The sequence below is a fragment of the Streptomyces sp. NPDC107498 genome (genome assembly GCF_055582805.1).
Map to the genome: position 1 here is coordinate 480,126 of NZ_JBVJPE010000002.1, position 16,078 is coordinate 496,203.

13 protein-coding genes are annotated in these 16,078 nt (G+C 70.5%); 7 read left to right on the forward strand and 6 right to left on the reverse strand.

What is annotated here, in order from left to right:
- Positions 1 to 16 precede the first annotated feature (16 nt).
- On the forward strand, positions 17 to 1,444 hold the full coding sequence (locus ACZ66Z_RS05325) for a lipase maturation factor family protein (protein WP_469932653.1): 1,428 nt from the start codon (positions 17 to 19) through the stop codon (positions 1,442 to 1,444).
- Positions 1,445 to 1,531: 87 nt separating this feature from the next.
- Here ACZ66Z_RS05325 and ACZ66Z_RS05330 read toward each other — a convergent pair whose 3' ends face one another.
- The 3 genes from ACZ66Z_RS05330 to ACZ66Z_RS05340 form a co-directional block, all read right to left on the reverse strand.
- On the reverse strand, positions 1,532 to 1,702 hold the full coding sequence (locus ACZ66Z_RS05330; protein WP_382868442.1) for a hypothetical protein: 171 nt from the start codon (positions 1,700 to 1,702) through the stop codon (positions 1,532 to 1,534).
- A 328-nt stretch (positions 1,703 to 2,030) separates the two neighbouring features.
- Positions 2,031 to 3,515 carry an SDR family NAD(P)-dependent oxidoreductase gene (locus ACZ66Z_RS05335; protein WP_469932654.1) on the reverse strand — a complete coding sequence of 495 codons (1,485 nt, stop codon included), beginning with the start codon at positions 3,513 to 3,515 and terminating at the stop codon, positions 2,031 to 2,033.
- A 60-nt stretch (positions 3,516 to 3,575) separates the two neighbouring features.
- Positions 3,576 to 4,298, reverse strand: coding sequence for a (2Fe-2S)-binding protein (locus ACZ66Z_RS05340; RefSeq protein ID WP_469932742.1), 723 nt, complete (start codon positions 4,296 to 4,298; stop codon positions 3,576 to 3,578).
- Positions 4,299 to 4,536: 238 nt separating this feature from the next.
- Here ACZ66Z_RS05340 and ACZ66Z_RS05345 point away from each other — a divergent pair, with 238 nt between their 5' ends.
- Positions 4,537 to 5,517, forward strand: a complete 981-nt coding sequence (locus ACZ66Z_RS05345) for a DMT family transporter (RefSeq protein ID WP_469932655.1) — start codon at positions 4,537 to 4,539, stop codon at positions 5,515 to 5,517.
- On the opposite strand, the gene ACZ66Z_RS05350 is transcribed toward ACZ66Z_RS05345, so the two are convergent.
- Together ACZ66Z_RS05350 and panD are read right to left on the reverse strand one after the other, a co-directional pair.
- Entirely contained in the window at positions 5,398 to 6,831 is a 1,434-nt protein-coding gene (locus ACZ66Z_RS05350; protein ID WP_469932656.1) for a transglycosylase family protein, read from the reverse strand. The two genes, ACZ66Z_RS05345 and ACZ66Z_RS05350, sit on opposite strands and share 120 nt — an antisense overlap.
- 428 nt (positions 6,832 to 7,259) lie before the next feature.
- Positions 7,260 to 7,685 (reverse strand): aspartate 1-decarboxylase, encoded by a 426-nt coding sequence (gene panD, locus ACZ66Z_RS05355; protein ID WP_469932657.1) that lies wholly within the window; start codon positions 7,683 to 7,685, stop codon positions 7,260 to 7,262.
- Positions 7,686 to 8,193: 508 nt separating this feature from the next.
- On the opposite strand from panD, the gene ACZ66Z_RS05360 reads away from it, so the two are divergent.
- The 4 genes from ACZ66Z_RS05360 (at position 8,194) to ACZ66Z_RS05375 (ending at position 13,478) form a co-directional block, all read left to right on the forward strand.
- A complete protein-coding gene (locus ACZ66Z_RS05360) occupies positions 8,194 to 8,433 on the forward strand; it encodes a helix-turn-helix domain-containing protein (RefSeq protein ID WP_469932658.1) in 240 nt (79 codons plus the stop codon).
- A gap of 191 nt (positions 8,434 to 8,624) precedes the next feature.
- Entirely contained in the window at positions 8,625 to 10,778 is a 2,154-nt protein-coding gene (locus ACZ66Z_RS05365) for an ATP-dependent nuclease (protein WP_469932659.1), read from the forward strand.
- A complete protein-coding gene (locus ACZ66Z_RS05370; RefSeq protein ID WP_469932660.1) occupies positions 10,771 to 12,261 on the forward strand; it encodes a UvrD-helicase domain-containing protein in 1,491 nt (496 codons plus the stop codon). Before ACZ66Z_RS05365 ends, ACZ66Z_RS05370 begins: the two co-directional genes overlap by 8 nt.
- Positions 12,262 to 12,542: 281 nt before the next feature.
- On the forward strand, positions 12,543 to 13,478 hold the full coding sequence (locus ACZ66Z_RS05375; protein ID WP_469932661.1) for a DUF5655 domain-containing protein: 936 nt from the start codon (positions 12,543 to 12,545) through the stop codon (positions 13,476 to 13,478).
- A gap of 98 nt (positions 13,479 to 13,576) precedes the next feature.
- On the opposite strand, the gene ACZ66Z_RS05380 is transcribed toward ACZ66Z_RS05375, so the two are convergent.
- Complete coding sequence (locus ACZ66Z_RS05380; RefSeq protein WP_469932662.1) at positions 13,577 to 14,323, reverse strand: DNA-methyltransferase; 747 nt, start codon at positions 14,321 to 14,323, stop codon at positions 13,577 to 13,579.
- Between the two features lie 578 nt (positions 14,324 to 14,901).
- Between ACZ66Z_RS05380 and ACZ66Z_RS05385 the strand changes: the two genes are divergently transcribed.
- Complete coding sequence (locus ACZ66Z_RS05385) at positions 14,902 to 16,047, forward strand: C40 family peptidase (RefSeq protein WP_469932663.1); 1,146 nt, start codon at positions 14,902 to 14,904, stop codon at positions 16,045 to 16,047.
- The last annotated feature ends 31 nt before the right edge of the window (positions 16,048 to 16,078 follow it).

Here is a 16,078-nt window from a genome sequence, read left to right on the forward strand (position 1 = left end):
CCCGATACTGGAAGGGATGGAGTGGTTCACCGCGCCCGACCACTGGCTGAGCCGGATCGTCTTCCAGCGGGGCCTCGCCGGGCTGTACTGCGTGGCGTTCCTGTCGGCAGCCCTCCAGTTCCAGGCGCTGATCGGGGAGCGCGGCATGCTCCCCGTGCCGGAGTACGTGCGCCTGACCCGCGCGCGCCACACGCCCTCCCTCTTCCACTGGCGCTACTCCGACCGGCTCTTCGCGGCCGTCTCCTGGTCCGGCGCCGCCCTCGCGCTCGCGCTCGTCGCGGGCGCGGGGGACGCCGTGCCGCTGCCGGTCTCGATGCTCCTGTGGCTGGTGCCCTGGGCGCTGTACCTGTCCATCGTGAACGTGGGCCAGACCTGGTACTCCTTCGGGTGGGAGTCCCTGCTCCTGGAGACCGGGTTCCTCGCGGTCCTCCTCGGCAACGACGACACGGGCCCGCCGGTCCTCGTCCTGTTCCTGCTGCGCTGGCTGCTCTTCCGCGTCGAGTTCGGCGCCGGACTCATCAAGATCCGCGGCGACCCCTGCTGGCGGAACCTGACCTGCCTCCACCACCACCACGAGACCCAGCCGATGCCCGGTCCGCTGAGCTGGTTCTTCCACCACCTGCCCCGGCCGCTGCACCGGGTGGAGGTCGCGGCCAACCACGTCGTCCAGCTGATCGTGCCGTTCCTGCTCTTCGCCCCGCAGCCGGTGGCCACGGTGGCGGCCGGTCTGATGGTGGCGACCCAGCTGTGGCTGGTGCTCTCCGGCAACTTCGCCTGGCTGAACTGGATCACGATCGTGCTGGCCCTGTCGGTCGTGGACGCCTCCCCGCTCACCGGCGGGCACCCCCAGCCGGATCCGCCGCTCTGGTACGTGGTCGTGGTGGTCGCGGCGACCGCCTTCGTCCTGGTCCGGAGCTACCGCCCCGCGCGCAACCTGCTCTCCCGGCACCAGGCGATGAACCGCTCCTACGACCCGTACCACCTGGTCAACAGCTACGGCGCGTTCGGCACCGTCGGGCGGGTCCGGGACGAGATCGTCGTCGAGGGCACCGAGGACCCGGAGCCGCACCCGGACACGGTGTGGCGCGAGTACGGCTTCAAGGGCAAGCCGGGCGACCCCCGCCGGCTGCCCCGGCAGTTCGCCCCGTACCACCTGCGGCTCGACTGGCTGATGTGGTTCGCCGCGCTCTCCCCCGGGTACGCGCGCGCGTGGTTCGGGCCCTTCGTCGAGCGGCTGCTCGACGGCGACCGGGACACCCTGCGGCTGCTCGCCCACAACCCCTTCCCGGACGCCCCGCCGGCCTTCGTCCGCGCCCGGTTGTACCGCTACCGCTACACGACCTGGCGCGAGCTCCGCGCCACCGGGGCCTGGTGGCACCGGACCCTGGTGAGGGAGTACCTGCCGCCGACCCGGCTGCGGGCATCCGGGGACACCACCCGCTGAACGCCCCGGAGTCCGGACACGGCCCGCCGAACGCACCGGTGCCCCCGGCCGCGAACGGCCGGGGGCACCCGGGGTGAAGCGAGGGGATCAGTCGATGCCCGGCAGGATGTGGGGCTCGGCGAGGTCCTCCTCGTAGCCCGCGAGCCGGATCGGGGCCGCATGGGCCCACACGTCGAGGCTTCCCAGCTCGCCCTTCCGGCGCGGCCGGTCGTTGCGTTCGGCCGGTCGCGGTTCCTGCTTCGTCAGTTCGGGTGTCACCGCGCACTCCTTTGTGTCGCGTACCTGTGGGACAAGTGCCGGTCGGTCGCGGTGGCGCCGTTCGTGGCGGGACCGCGGCCTTGGTGGCAGGCCTGTCCCGGGAAGGCCGTGAGGACGGTGTGTGTCCTCGGTGGCCGACCGTGGGCATCAGACTAACCAAATGAGCACCCCCGCGCTCTACCGGGCTCCAAAGTGTGACGCAATCGGGTGAAGCGAAACGGAAAAGCGCCCCATCAGGCCGATGGGGCGCTCGTGCCGGGACCGCGGGGCCGTCCCTGCGGACGGCCTCCGGATCCACCGTCCGCAGGGGGGCGGTGGTCCGGGCGGTCTACCAGTTGGCAGGGGCGTAGTCCTTCAGGAAGCAGCCGTAGAGGTCCTCGCCCGCCTCGCCGCGCACGACGGGGTCGTACACCCGGGCCGCGCCGTCGACGAGGTCGAGCGGGGCGTGGAAACCGGCCTCGGCGAGGCGCAGCTTGTCGAAGTGGGGACGCTCGTCGGTGATCCAGCCGGTGTCGACCGAGGTCATGAGGATGCCGTCGGTCTCGAACATCTCCTGGCCGCTGGTCCGCGTCACCATGTTCATCGCGGCCTTCGCGGCGTTGGTGTTCGGGTGGCCGGCGCCCTTGTAGCCGCGGCTGAAGACGCCCTCCATCGCCGACACGTTCACGACGTAGGCGCGCCCGCTGGGGGCCTTCTTCGCGGCCTCGGCCATCGACGCCCGCAGCTTGCTGATGAGGATGAACGGGGCCGTGTAGTTGCAGAGCTGGGTCTCCAGGAGCTCCACCGGGGAGATCTGCTCGATGCTCTGCACCCACGTGTTGCTCTCGACGACGTCCGGCACCAGGCCGCCGGCGTCGATGGCGGTGCCGTCGAGGTGCTTGGCGATGGTGGCGTTTCCCGCGACGAGCGCGAGGTCGGCGACCTGCTGGGCCTCCAGGTCCCGCACGCCGGCGGGAAGCTCGGACGAGCCGACGAGCTCGCCGACCGCGCCGGAGTTGAACGCGCCGATGACGTGGTGGGCGGGGAGCTCACCGGCCGGCAGCGGGGCGTTCTCGCCCTCGACGAGGGCGGAGTAGGCGGAGGGCAGGCGGCGCACGGTCTGCGTCGCGTTGTTGATGAGGATGTCCAGGGGGCCGGCCTCGGCCACCTGGTCCGCGAGGGCCACGGCCTGGGCGGGGTCGCGCAGGTCGATGCCGACGACCTCCAGGCGGTGCATCCAGTCCGCGGAGTCCTCCATCGCCTTGAACCGGCGGATGGCGTCCTTGGGGAAGCGGGTGGTGATGGTGGTGTGGGCGCCGTCGCGCAGCAGCCGCAGCGCGATGTACATGCCGATCTTGGCCCGGCCGCCGGTGAGCAGCGCGCGCTTGCCGGTGAGGTCGGCGCCGGCGTCGCGCTTGGCCCGGTTCAGCGCCGCGCACGGCTGGCAGAGCTGGTGGTAGAAGTAGTCGACCTCGACGAACCGCGTCTTGCAGACGTAGCAGGAACGCGGACGCTGGAGTATCCCCGCGATCCGCCCCTCCTCGGTGACGGAGGTGGGCAGCAGGCCCTCGGTCTCGTCGTCGATGCGCTGCGCGGAGCCGGTCGCCGTGGCCTCGGTGACCGCCTTGTCGTTCGCGGTCTTCGCGGCCCGGCGCTCCTGGCGGCGGCGCTGCTTCACGGTCCGGTAGATCCCGGCGGTGGCGCGCCGGACGGTGATCGCGTCCGGGTGGTCGACGTCGATCCCGTCGAGCTCGTCGAGGACGCTCAGGCAGACGGCCAGGCGCTCGGGGTCGATGCCCGGCCCGTATTCCTGGTTTTCTTCGGTCACCGTCATGGCCTTCGGGTTCCTCGTTCGCTCGTACGTCGCCGCTCGCGGGCATTCAAAGGCCCAACTTTACGGAGCGGGGGGCCGCGCCTCCAAACCCGTTCGGGGGGCGTGGTCGAAGACACAGTCGCCGCACAGCCCGCCGCCCGGTGCGCGGTAGTAGAGGCAGCAGCTGGTGCGCCGCAGCCGGGGGCCGCGGACCGTCCCGGCGAGGTCCGGGTGGTCCAGGAGGCCGGAGACCAGGGAGGCCGCCCGCCGGGCCGCCTCCGGCCGTCCGTGGGCACGCGCCCAGCGGGTCAGCTCGCGCAGGGCGCCGGCGAGGGCGGAGCCGGCGTTGCCCCACAACAGCCGCGGGGAGACGTTCCCGTCGCGGCGCAGCGCCTCGTGGAGCGGGACGAGGTGGGCCTCCTGGACGGCCGCGCGCAGTTCGGCCACGGTCGCGGGGCGGGTCGTGGAGCCGGTCCAGCACAGGTCGTCGGGCGAGGTCAGCGCCCCGTCCCAGGAGAGCCCGGCGGGGTCGAGGGCCGGGAAGCGGCCGTGGAGCGCGGCGGGGCCGAGGGCGACGGACCAGAGCCGGGCGGCGAGCCCGAGGTGGGCGACGGAGGCGCCGACGCGTCGCTCGGGGACGCCGAGCCGGGCGGTGACGTGGTCCACGCGCGCGGTGAGGGGGCCGTCCTCCCCCGCGTACAGCCGGGCGAGCGGGCGGTGCGCGCCGCCGGTCACGGGGGCGGTGGTCCGCAGGGCGAAGAAGCCGCCCGGCGCCCCGCTGTCGCCGCTCGCGCCGAGTCCCATGCGCACGCCCCCGCCCCGGAGTCCTGTCGTCGGCCCCCACCGTAACTTCTCCGAAGGCCCCCGAGGCCCCCTCGGAGCCGCCGCACGGAGACCGTAAAGGTCGCTTTGCACCCCTTCCGACCTGCGCGGGTGTACATCCGGAGGCGTACGCGGGGGCCGTGTACTGCGTCGGTGGTACCCACGAAGACGTCCCCTGGTACGACGACGGGAACGGCCGGGAAGAGAGATCGTGGAAGGTATGAGTCCACTCGTGCTGTCCGTCGCCCTGGCCCTGACCTCCGCGGTCGCCTACGCGGCCGCGGCGATCGTGCAGGAGCGTGTCGCGGCCTCCGCCACGGGTCCGCGCTACGCGCCGCTGCGCAGCCCCGCCTGGTGGGTCTCCGTCCTGCTGAACGGCGCCGGTGCGACCCTGCACGTCGCCGCCCTGGCGTACGGGCCACTCAGCCTGGTCCAGCCGCTGGGTGCGCTGACGATCGTCTTCGCGCTGCCCATGGCGGCCCTGTTCGTCGGCCGCCGGGCCGGGCGGCGGGCCTGGCACGGCGCGCTGATGGCCACGGCGGGCCTCGCCGGACTGCTGAGCCTCACCAGCGGCTCCGAGGCCGGCTCCCTGTCCGACGGGGAGCGGTGGCTGCTGGCGGGCGCCACCTTCGGCGCGGTGGTCGTCCTGTTCACGGCCGCGCGCCTGGTGGGCCGGTCGGTGCTGCGCAGCGTCGTGCTCGCCGCGGCGGCGGGCGTCTCCTTCGGCATCGCCTCCGTCCTCACGAAGGCCGTGGCCGAGGAGTGGACGCCCCGGGCCCCGCTCGCCGAGTGGACGGGGCTGCTGCTCCTCTCCGGGTTCGCGGTGACCGGCCTCCTGCTCTCCCAGGCCTCGTACCGGGGCGCGGGGCTCGCCGCCCCGCTGGCCACCGTCACGGTGGTGAACCCGGTGGTCGCGGCGGCGGTGGGCCTGACGCTGTTCGGCGAGAGCTTCCGGTACGGCACGGCGGGCACCGTCGCCGCGCTGGTCTGCGGCACGGTCGCGGCGGCCGGCCTCGTCCAGCTCACGCTGGACCGCATGGCCGTCCCGCACGAGCCGCCGTCGGCGACGGACTCCCCGGCGTCAGAAGGAGACGCCCCGCGCCCTGAGATACGCCAGGGGGTCGATGTCGGAGCCGTACCCGGGGCCCGTCCGGATCTCGAAGTGGAGGTGCGGTCCCGAGCTGTTGCCGGTCGATCCTGAGCGCGCGATGCGCTGACCGGCGTGCACCCGCTGGCCCTCGCGGACGGTGAGGGCGGAGAGGTGCCCGTACTGGCTGTAGCGGCCGTCGTCGTGCCGCAGGACGATCTGGTAGCCGTACGCGCCGCCCCACCCGGCGGAGACGACCCGGCCGCCGGCGACGGCCTTGACCGAGGTGCCGGTGGGCACGGGGAAGTCGACCCCGGTGTGGTAGCCGCTGGACCAGGAGGAACCACGGGTGCCGTACCGGGTGCCGATGCCCGCGGAGACGGGCGCGGAGTAGCTGTGCCCGGCCGGCTGGGAAACGGGCTTGGGCGCGGGCCTGTGGCTCGGCTTGGTGTGGGGCTTGGGGTGCGGCTTGGGGGTGTGCGGCTTGGGGCTCGGCTTCGGATTGCCGTGGGGCTTGGCCACGGGCTTCGCGACCGGTTGGGCGTGGGGCTTGGCGGACGGCCTCGCGGAGGGGCGGGCGTCGGGCGACTTGGGGAGCACGGCCTTGGGCGCGGCGGCCTTGGGGGGCGCGGCCTTGGAGGGCGCGGCGGCCTTGGGGGGCACGGTCCTGGGAGGCGCGGCCTTGGCCGGTCGGGCGGTCCTGGGGGCCGGATCGGCCTTCTCCGCCTTCCTGGGGGCGGTGATGCGCAGGGTCAGGCGCTGGCCCGGGTGGATGAGGTCGGGATCGTCGCCGACGACGGACCGGTTGGCCTCGTACAGGCGCTGCCAGCCGCCCTTGACGTGCTCGTCGAGGGCGATCTCCGACAGGGAGTCGCCGGGCGTCACGGTGTACATCTCGCGCACGGTGGGCACGGTGGTCGGGCTCGTGCCGTGCGCCGCCCGCTCGGGTAAGACGCGCTGCCCCGGCAGGGACGCCGTGCGGACCGCGTTCCCGCCGCCGGTCGGCTCGTCCGTCGTGGCGCGCCGGGTGGTGACGTGGGGCGCCTCCCCGCCCCGGGCGAGCCCCGCCCCGGGGCCGCAGGACGGCCACGCACCGGGGCCCTGGCCCTTCAGAACGCGTTCGGCGATCGCGATCTGCTGGTCCTTGGAGGCGAGGTCGGCGCGCGGCGCGTAGTGCGTGCCGCCGTACCGCTCCCAGGTGGACTGGCTGAACTGGAGGCCGCCGAAGTAGCCGTTGCCCGTGTTGATGTGCCAACTGGAGGAGGACTCGCAGGACGCGACCTTCTCCCAGACGTCGAGCGAGGCGGCGTGCGCGGCGCCCGCTCCGATCAGCGGCAGCGCCATGCCGGCGCCTCCCGCCGTGACGGTGAGCGAGGCACGGTTGATCCGGCTCGGCTGGTGGCGGCGGTGACGTCCGCGTACGGCCATGGGCCCCCCTTGAACACAGCAACAGCCGTCCAAGTTAGGGGTGGCGCACGCTCCGTGACAAGGGTCGCGCGGAAGCTCGGTCTCCTTCCGTCACCTCCACGTCGGCTCCGGCGGCCCGCCGGCGGGCCCGGGTTCGGGCCGGGGCTCGGGGTCCGGTACGGGGCCGCCCGGCTGGGGAGTCGGCGGAGGCGCGGGCTCCGGCGGGGCCGGCACCGGGTTCGGCGGGGGCCCGGGCGGCGGGATCGGCGACGGGGGCAGCGGGTCGGGGAAGGGGTGGGTCATCACGGACCTCTCGGTCGACGGGCTCTCCTGCACGGGGTCCCCCCTCTCCAGGGTCGCTCCGCCGCCCCGGCCGCGCCCGCCGGACCCCGCCCTTCGGGGCACCCGGGCCCCTCGCGGAGAGGACCGGGTGACCGGCGGAGTTCCCCTCAGACGGAGGCGGGCACGGCGTGCGGGGGGCGCACCGTGTCGCTGCCGGGGACGGGGGCGGACGCGTCGGCGCCCAGCTCCACGATGCGGTTGTCGCCGTCGACGTGCACGACGCGCGGCACGAAGGTCCGCGCCTCCGCGTCCTCCATCTGCCCGTAGCTGATGAGGATCACCAGGTCGCCGGGGTGGACGAGGTGGGCGGCGGCACCGTTGATCCCGATGACGCCGGAGCCGCGCTCGCCCTCGATGACGTAGGTCTCCAGGCGGGCCCCGTTGTCGATGTCGACGATGTGGACCAGCTCACCGGGCAGCAGATCGGCCGCCTCCATCAACTCCGCGTCGACGGTGACCGAACCGACGTAGTGCAGATCGGCCTGGGTCACGGTGGCGCGGTGGATCTTGGACTTGAATATCGTTCGTATCACTGAGGTACTCCTGGACATAGGCTCCCTGCCTGCGTTTTTGCAGGTCAAAGGCTGTTTCCACACCCTACAACGAGTCGCAAGTTCGGGCAGCTGTCCCCAGGTTTTTCAGGACTCATGCTGACCACTTGCTGACTTTCCTGACGCATCATCAGGCAATGCTGGGGGCTTCACCCGCCCCTCAGGACCGACCGCGACGACTTCACAAGCCTACGCAGCTCTCGCCCATGAGCCCCCGTGATCGCCGTCACCCCGACGGATCGGCGACGACCTCCGATCCCCGCATCCGCGAGGCCCCGCCATCACAGGAACCCTCGAAACGGCGCGGCAACCTAGCAGTGAATCCCGGGTCGGCGAAGCCGACGATTCTCATGACCATGGCCACAGTCCGCCCGGTGACCCTTAGCAGTGCCACAGGGCGACCACCGAGAATCCCCGGAATCCGGCCAGAGCAGAGTGCGACCCGGCACTGCGATCAGCCCCAGAGCAGCCTCGAGGAGCCGTCTCACCCATGGAACCGCAGCCGCACCCCTCCGAAAACGGCCGACCTCGCAGGCGCCAGCCCGTCGAGCCCGTCCTCATGGAGACCTCCGAGGTCGCCGCGATGCTCAGCATGTCCACGAGCTGGGTCTACAGGGAAGCGTCGAAACTGGGCTTGAAGGGGTACAAACTCGGCCGAGGCAAGAACGCCAAGGTCCTCTACAAGAGGACTGAGGTCTTCAAGTGGCTGGAGCAACAGAAGATCCACTAGCTCGATCTTCACCGCCCCCATCGAACGGAGCGTCACACTGGACCACTTGGCTAGGTGGCCGTCGAACACCTGCCGAAGCAAAGGGGATTCTGGAAAAACCCGACAGATACTCGCAAGCAACCGCCCCCTTCAGGGATTGTCAGTGGCATGGGTGACGATGTCCACCCGTACTGATTGGCCTGTGGGGGGACATGGTGCACCTGAGTCGTATTGCTGTCAGCGGCTTCCGGGCAAGCGCAGAGGAGGAGATGGCCTGTGATCTTCCCGGTCGTTTCAGTGTGCTGATCGGAGCCAACGGCGCCGGGAAGACGACACTCACGGACGCCCTCTACCTGGCGCATCCCACCAGCCGTTTTCCGGTCCTGCCGAGGTACGGATCCGCCACGCTCGCACCCGAAAGGTCCGCCCGCAGCATCGAGGTTGCCTACAAACTGGGCGACAGCCTCGCCGAGGAAGGGCGTCTCGGACGCCAGTTACACGAGGTCGACCACCGGCCCCTCGGCCACATCGCCCAGAACTGGGGCGTCACGCTGAGCCGTCGGCTCGGAAGCGTCGCCACGAAGATCGAGAGCGCGCACGGCAGGTCCTTGGACCTGGACCCGTACAAGTTGATCTATCTGCCGGCCTGGCGCCATCCGCTCGACGAGCTGGCGCGTCGCGAGGCGCGGATCCTGGTCGAGCTGCTCCGTGCCGAGCAACAGCGCCTGAACGGTACCCGGAACCTGGTGGGGCTTCGGGCGCGCGCCTCCCAGCTGCTCGAGGAGCTGGCCAAGGAGAGCATCATCGACGCCGTCGAGAAGCGGATCGGCGGATATCTCACGGATCTGTCGGCCGGAGTGGACCACCAGTGGCCATACATACGCGGCCAGGTCATCGACGACACCTACTTGGCCCGCGTCCTGGAAGTCATGCTTGCCGTCATGGAGGGGCGGAAGTTTGCCCGGCCGCTCGAAGTATCCGGGCTGGGATACGTCAACCTGCTGCACATCGCCGTGACACTGGCGGCGATACCAGACTCCACCGAACCCCCGCAGGCAAGCGTCTGGCCCCCCTCGGACACTTCAGATCAGCCGCCCCTCACCGAGGAGGAGCAAATCCGGGAGGCGACCCTGAACCTCGAACAGGCACAGGCGGACGCCGACGCGGAGGAGGACTCCTTCTTCGGTACGAAGCCATTCCACGCGACGGTCGTCATCGAGGAGCCCGAGGCCCACCTCCATCCGCAGTTGCAGCAGGCTCTGGTCCGCTACCTGCGCAGGACCGTCAAGAAGCGACCGGAGCTACAGGTCGTCCTCTCCACTCACGCGACAGACATCATCACGTCCTGCGCCCCGGAGGAGCTCGTCGTCGTCCGCCGGACGGCACGGGGAAGGGTCTGCCGTACCGTCGCCGACGTCGTACCGGCCGAGCACCGCGACGTCACACTGCGGAAGACACGGCTCCATCTGGACGCCAGCCGATCCGCCGCACTGTTCGCCGAACGCCTCCTGCTGGTCGAGGGCGTCACTGACGCCGCTGTCGTGCGGGAGTTCGGCAGGACCTGGGCCAGCACGGACGCACACAAGCACGCGTTCATCGACGCGCTCAGCATCGTGCACATGGGTTGGAAGGTCGGACAGTGGCCGGTGCACCTTCTGGCAACCCGAGGCAGCGAGCTGTGCACCAGGCTGGCGATCCTCGTCGACAACGACCTGCCCTTCGACAGCGAGGAGCGAAAGAAGCCGGGATGGCTCTCCGATCATGACCCGTCGGTCGTCGACGCCTTCGTCAGTCACCCGACCTTGGAGCCGTCCATCACCGAAGGCAATGAGGACATGGTCGAGGACGCCCTACACGAGGTCGGTCTGCACCTGGCAGAGGTGACGCCCCAGGCGGTGTACGAGCTGTTCCGCGGCAGCCGGCGTAAGAAGGGCGACTTCGCGCTGGCCTTCGCCGGTCTCCTCGCGGAGGCCAACGAAACAGACCCCGAGCAGGCTTGGTTCCTTCCGGTCGTGCCCGAGCACATGCGGCAGCTGTTCGAATTCCTGTACGCGCCCGCCCCAGCCGACGAAAGTTATGCCGGGTCAGAGAACACCTCCCTCGGTCCCCTCATCGAGCCGGACTGGCTCGCGGTGGAGGGCGAACAGGGCATGGACGAGCAGTACGCCACAGATGTGGAGGGCTTCCGCTGGCTGGACGAGGAGGAGGAGGAGGAAAGCTACTGGGCGGAAGCAGCTAGGGACGAACCGTTCACCGGCGCGCCGGAGCCGGATGCGCCACCCTGGGAAGAACTCCTGCCTCGGTTCCCCTCCCCCAGGGGCGCCTGGCCCACAGCCGCACATCGAATGACGAACACCGATGAGTAGTCGCCGACCTGAAAACCCCGTCCTCACCCGGGAACAGCTCCTTGTCGCCGCCAGCCCTCATCGCCTCCTCTACATAGAGGCGTTCCCGGGTTCGGGGAAGACGACCGTCTCGCACCAACGCTTCGGCCTGCACCGCTTCGCGCGCACGACCGACCACCGGGCGGTCGTGGCGGTCAGCTTCACCCGCTCGGCCACCGAGGAGATACGCAGCCGCGTGTCCCGACAGTGGGGCCCTTCAGCCCTGACCTGGCCCCATCGCATCGTCACGCTCGACACCGTCCTCAACGACCTGCTCACTCACCTCCTACGCTCCCGGGTCCTCCAGTGGCCGGGCAGCCACGAGGAATTGGAGGTGCTGGACACGTGGCCGACCCACCTGCCCACCATGCGCACGAAAGCGAAACCGGTTCTCCGCCTCGTGGGCACCCATGTCATCACCACCTACCAACAGGAGGACGAACCGGGGTACCACATAAAGCCAGCGGACTTCTCCGCAGCAGTGGGCGATGGGCGGTGCACCCATGAGAACGTTCGTGAGGTCCTGCGCGACGCCCTCGACACTGAGGGCGTACGTGCCCAGGTGACGGCCTACTTCACCATGGCGATCAGGTCCCTGCTCGTCGACGAGGTCTACGACGCGAACGACTTGGACGTGGAGATCATCCGCGTGGCGGCGGACGCGGGACTGGCTGTCACCCTGGTGGGAGACCCCTGGCAGGCCCTCTACGCCTTTCGCGGCGCCCGCCCGGAGAGTGTGCGCCGGCTCCTCGGACTGCTGGAGTTCGAACGCGGCGAACTCCGGACCACCTTCCGATGGCGCGACAGCGTGACCCAGACGTCACTGACACAGGGACTGCGCCGCGGGGAAAGCACGATCCTGCCCGCGGGAGCGACGAAAGCCGTCAATGTCGTGCTCGCGCGGAAGTGGCAGTCGCTGTGGGACTGCGCCCCTCAGGTTCTCCCCCTGGCCACCGCCAGGTGGAAGATGGGGGCGCTCCAGAAATCCTTGTGCACCTTGCTTCTGAACGAACTCACTCAGACGGCCCTCGGCCTGCCTGCCTTGTTCCTCCCGGAGGCCTGGACCACCCTGGGCATCAAGGAGGCCGAGACGTTCGAGAAGCTGCGTCCGGACCTGCAGAGCACGCTCCAACGCCTGGCAGACCAGGACGAACTCTCCGAGGTCTGGACCGCCTTGGTGCGTACCGTGGTCGCTACGACCCGCGTCGAGCCTTCGGAGGGGCACAAACGGACACCGCGCAAGGCTCTCGGCCACCTGCGCATGCGCCTGAACGTTCAGCACGAACGCCTGGTACTCGGTCTGACCTGTCATCAGGCGAAGGGCAGGGAATGGGACAGGGTCGGAGTGCGGCTGGAGGAGTCCGACGCGGCCGCGCTCCGCAAGGGCCTCGACCCCGGCGACGAGGCTCACCGCGCGCTCTACGTCGCACTCACCAGAGCACGACACCTCAGCGTCATGGTGTGAGGGCTCTTGAGCCCGTTGTCTCCTCCGACCAGCCGTGTTCGCCTCTCCGCGCCGCACGGAGGTGTGACCGGCGGTAGGGCCTGCCAGACGCGTCCACTGCCCAAGACGTAGACGATCACGACGAGCAGCGTCTCATCGGACATCCTCTGCGGCCGCACCCTTCTTCTGGACAACGTGGCAGACACGCGGCTAAACGACCCGCCGTCTCGGTTCCTAAATGTGGAATACCGCGAGCTCTCCGACGATTGGTCTTCGTACGAAGATCACGGGAGGGGGCGCTGGTGGCCGAGCTGATGCTGTTCCGGCGGGACGCGGACGGGCGGGATGTCGAGCTGTCCGGTTCGACGGTGGCGCTGGAGGTGGAGCTGCAACGGCGGGTCGAGGCCGGGCTGGAGCAGATGCTCGGCATCCGGTTCGTGGCGTCGGAATACGCGACCGGTCCGTGGCACCGGGGGCGGATCGACACCCTGGGCCTGGACGAGAACGGCAGCCCGGTGGTGATCGAGTTCAAGAGGGGCTCCGACAGCGGGGTGCTGTCGCAGGCGGTCTCGTATCTGTCCTGGTTGCGTTCGGCGCAGCACGAGTTCGAGGCGCTGGTCCGGAAGGTGCTGGGCGCGGAGGCAGAAAGGTCGATCGACTGGCGGCGTCCGCGGATGGTCTGCATCGCGGCCGGCTTCTCCCACCACGACCGGGTGGCCGTGCAGTGGCTGCCCGAGCGGATCGACCTGGTGCGCTACCGGATCTTCGAGGGCGGCCTGCTGAGTCTGCTGCTCGTCGATTCCTCGCCCGGCTCAGCGAGCGCCGCTTCGTCTCGGCGGAGCCGGGAGCGGGACGCGGTGGTCGGCAGCGCGCCGGCGGCACCGGTGGCTCCTGCGCCGGCGGGTGCCGGCCTCGTGCCGGAGTGCTTGCGGGACCTGTACGCGGAGCTGGACGAGGCGCTCACGGCGTGGGACGACGTCGAGGTGGCGCCGCTGCGGCACTACATCGCCTACCGGCGGCTGGTGAACATCGCGTCCGTGATCTTCCGTCCTAAGCACGAGGCGATCCTGGTCTATCTCAGACTCGACCCGGACTCGGTCATGCTGGAGGAGGGCTTCACCCGGGACATGCGCGGGATCGGGCACCTGGGGGCCGGGGACCTGGAGGTGCGCCTCGCCTCGGCGGCCGATCTGGAGAAGGCGGCGCCGTTGATCCGGCGGGCGTTCCAGGCGGCGTGACGCAACGAGAAGGGCGGCTGGTGCATCGGTCATTCGATGCACCAGCCGCCCTTCGGCGTCTGCAGCCCACCGGCCCCTGGCTCTCTCCGCTCTCATGATCACGCCTCCGGTCCGGCCAGGTCGAAGTCGTCCTTGGTCAGCTCTGCGCGGAGCCGCTGCTCGGCCACGTCGGCGTAGTGCGGGGACAGCTCGACGCCCACGAAGCGACGTCCCTCGCGAAGGGCCGCGACGCCCGTGGAGCCGCTGCCGGTGAACGGGTCGAGGACGGTGCCACCCTCGGGGCAGACCTGTACGAGCTGCTGCATGATCTCGACGGGCTTCTGGGTGATGTGGACCCGGTCCTTGCGGGGCTGGGAGGCGATGTAGTGGCCGGGCAGGTAGAGGTCGCGGGTGTTGTCGAGGGATCCCTTGACGCCCCAGACGATGAACTCGGAGTCCTGCTTCGGCCCGCCCTTGCGGGGCCGGCTGGCGGGCTTGATCCACGGGATGGTGCCGCTCCAGGTCCAGCCGGCCATCTGCAGGGCGTCGGTCGTGGTCGGTTCCTGGCGCCAGTCGGTGAAGACCATGGCCACCGCGTGCTCGGTGGAGGCCCGGTACGCCTCGGTGAGCAGTTCGGTCAGCCAAGAGCGGTAGGAGCGCTGATCGCGGTTCTCTCCTGGGAAGTCGGCGAGGGCGTGGGCGCTGTTGCTGGTGACGTACTTGGCGCGCGCGGTCCGTCCGGTGCGTTCCGAGCTCGTACGGCCGCCGGAGTTGTACGGCGGGTCGGTGATCACGGCGTTGACGCTCTCGTCCGGGAGGGACTTCAGCACGGTCAGGGCGTCGCCTCGGTGCAGCGTGTAGCTCATGGGAAGGGCCTTTCTCAGGGCATGGCGGGGCTGAGACCGCTCCGGGCAGCGCTCAACGGCGTTCTTCCGGGGCGGGGTTGTGCTGGAGGTTAACGGCTGTCTCCGGCCGGACCTAACGCGGCGGCGCTGGCTCGGGGCCGGCCTCGGAGGTCGTTTGGTGCGGCCGGAATCTCTGTCTACTGTCTCGCCGTGTCACCGGGCAGGAGCCTCGCTCCACCGCCGCTGACCTGTGCTTTTCCGTGCCGCCTCGTCCAGTCGAGCGGTATCGGAGGCACGTTGTCCCCTTCCTTCCCACACGCCGTCAGGAGCCTCGGTGCACTGCCTGAGATTACGAGCGCGGCTGGCTGCCGCGCGTGACCTGAGACCGGCGTCCGGGAGCCACCAACTCCTCTGACCTGGGCCCGCCCGAGCGGCGGATGCACATCGGCGCGGTGCCGACGGCTTTGCACGAGAAGTCGGCACCGCGCCTCCTACGAACACCGAGGAGCCACTGCGATGCAGCATGCCCTGATACATCCGCGCCCCGACCCGACGCCGTCACCCGGCCGGCACCGCCGCCTCGGTGAACGGCGGCGGCGATGAAGAAGTCCACCGGAGCCGTCGTCGGTCTCTGCGCAACCGCTCCGCTGCTGCTGGCCGTTCCGGTTCTCGCCATTGGAGCCGGGACCGCCTCGGCCACCTGCTCGACCGGCGGAGCACAGGATGTGGATACCGCCGCTGTCGCCGCCCAGGTGAAGGCCATCCTGGACGGCGGCGACAAGGGCTCGATCTCCGTGCCGGGCCTCGACGACCCGGCCGAGCAGGTGCCCAACGCCAAGACGATCCAGGCCACCGGCGTCGCGATGAACATCCCGGCCCGCGGGCAGGTCGTCGCCCTGGCGACCGCCCTGCAGGAGAGCGGCCTTCGGAACCTGACCTACGGCGATCGGGACTCGCTGGGGCTTTTCCAGCAGCGCCCGTCGATGGGCTGGGGCACGGCGAACCAGATCCTCGACCCAATACACGCCTCGACCAAGTTCTACAAGGGGCTGCGGAAGGTCTCGGGCTGGCAATCCCTGTCCGTCACGCAGGCCGCCCAGGCCGTGCAGCGGTCGGGCTTCCCGGAGGCGTACGCCAAGTGGGAGCCGCTGGCCACCGCCCTGCAGAAGGCCATCAAGCCCCTGCTGCCGAAGGCCGGTGGCGCGTCACCGGACCCTTCGCCATCCGGCTCGGCCGGCACCGGCAGCCCTGCGCCCGGTATCGCGGGCGGTTGCAGCGCCGAGGGGGACGGGACCGACTTCGGCACCATCCCGCCCGGCGCGCTGCCGACCGAGTACGAGATCCCCGCCGACGCTCCGCGACAGGTCCAGACGGCGATCCGGTGGGCGCTCGGCCAGCTCGGCACGCCGTACCAGTGGGGCGGGACCTGCACGAACTCCCACGGCAAGGACGCCATGGGCCGGTGCGACTGCTCCTCCCTGATGCAGCAGGCGTACAAGGCCGCCGGGGTCACCCTGACGCGCACGACGTACACACAGGTCAAGGAGGGCAAGGCGGTGCCGGTCGACGCCCTTCAGCCGGGTGACCTGCTCTTCACCGAGGGGACGGCCGCCACACCCGAGCACGTCGGGATGGTCATCGGGCAGGGCCTGATCGTGCACGCCCCACACACCGGCGACGTCGTCCGCATCACGACCCTCGCCTCCTGGAAACCGCGGATTCTCGCGGCCCGCCGAGTCGTCTGACCGGCGTTTCTTCCCCTCTCCCCCTTTCCTC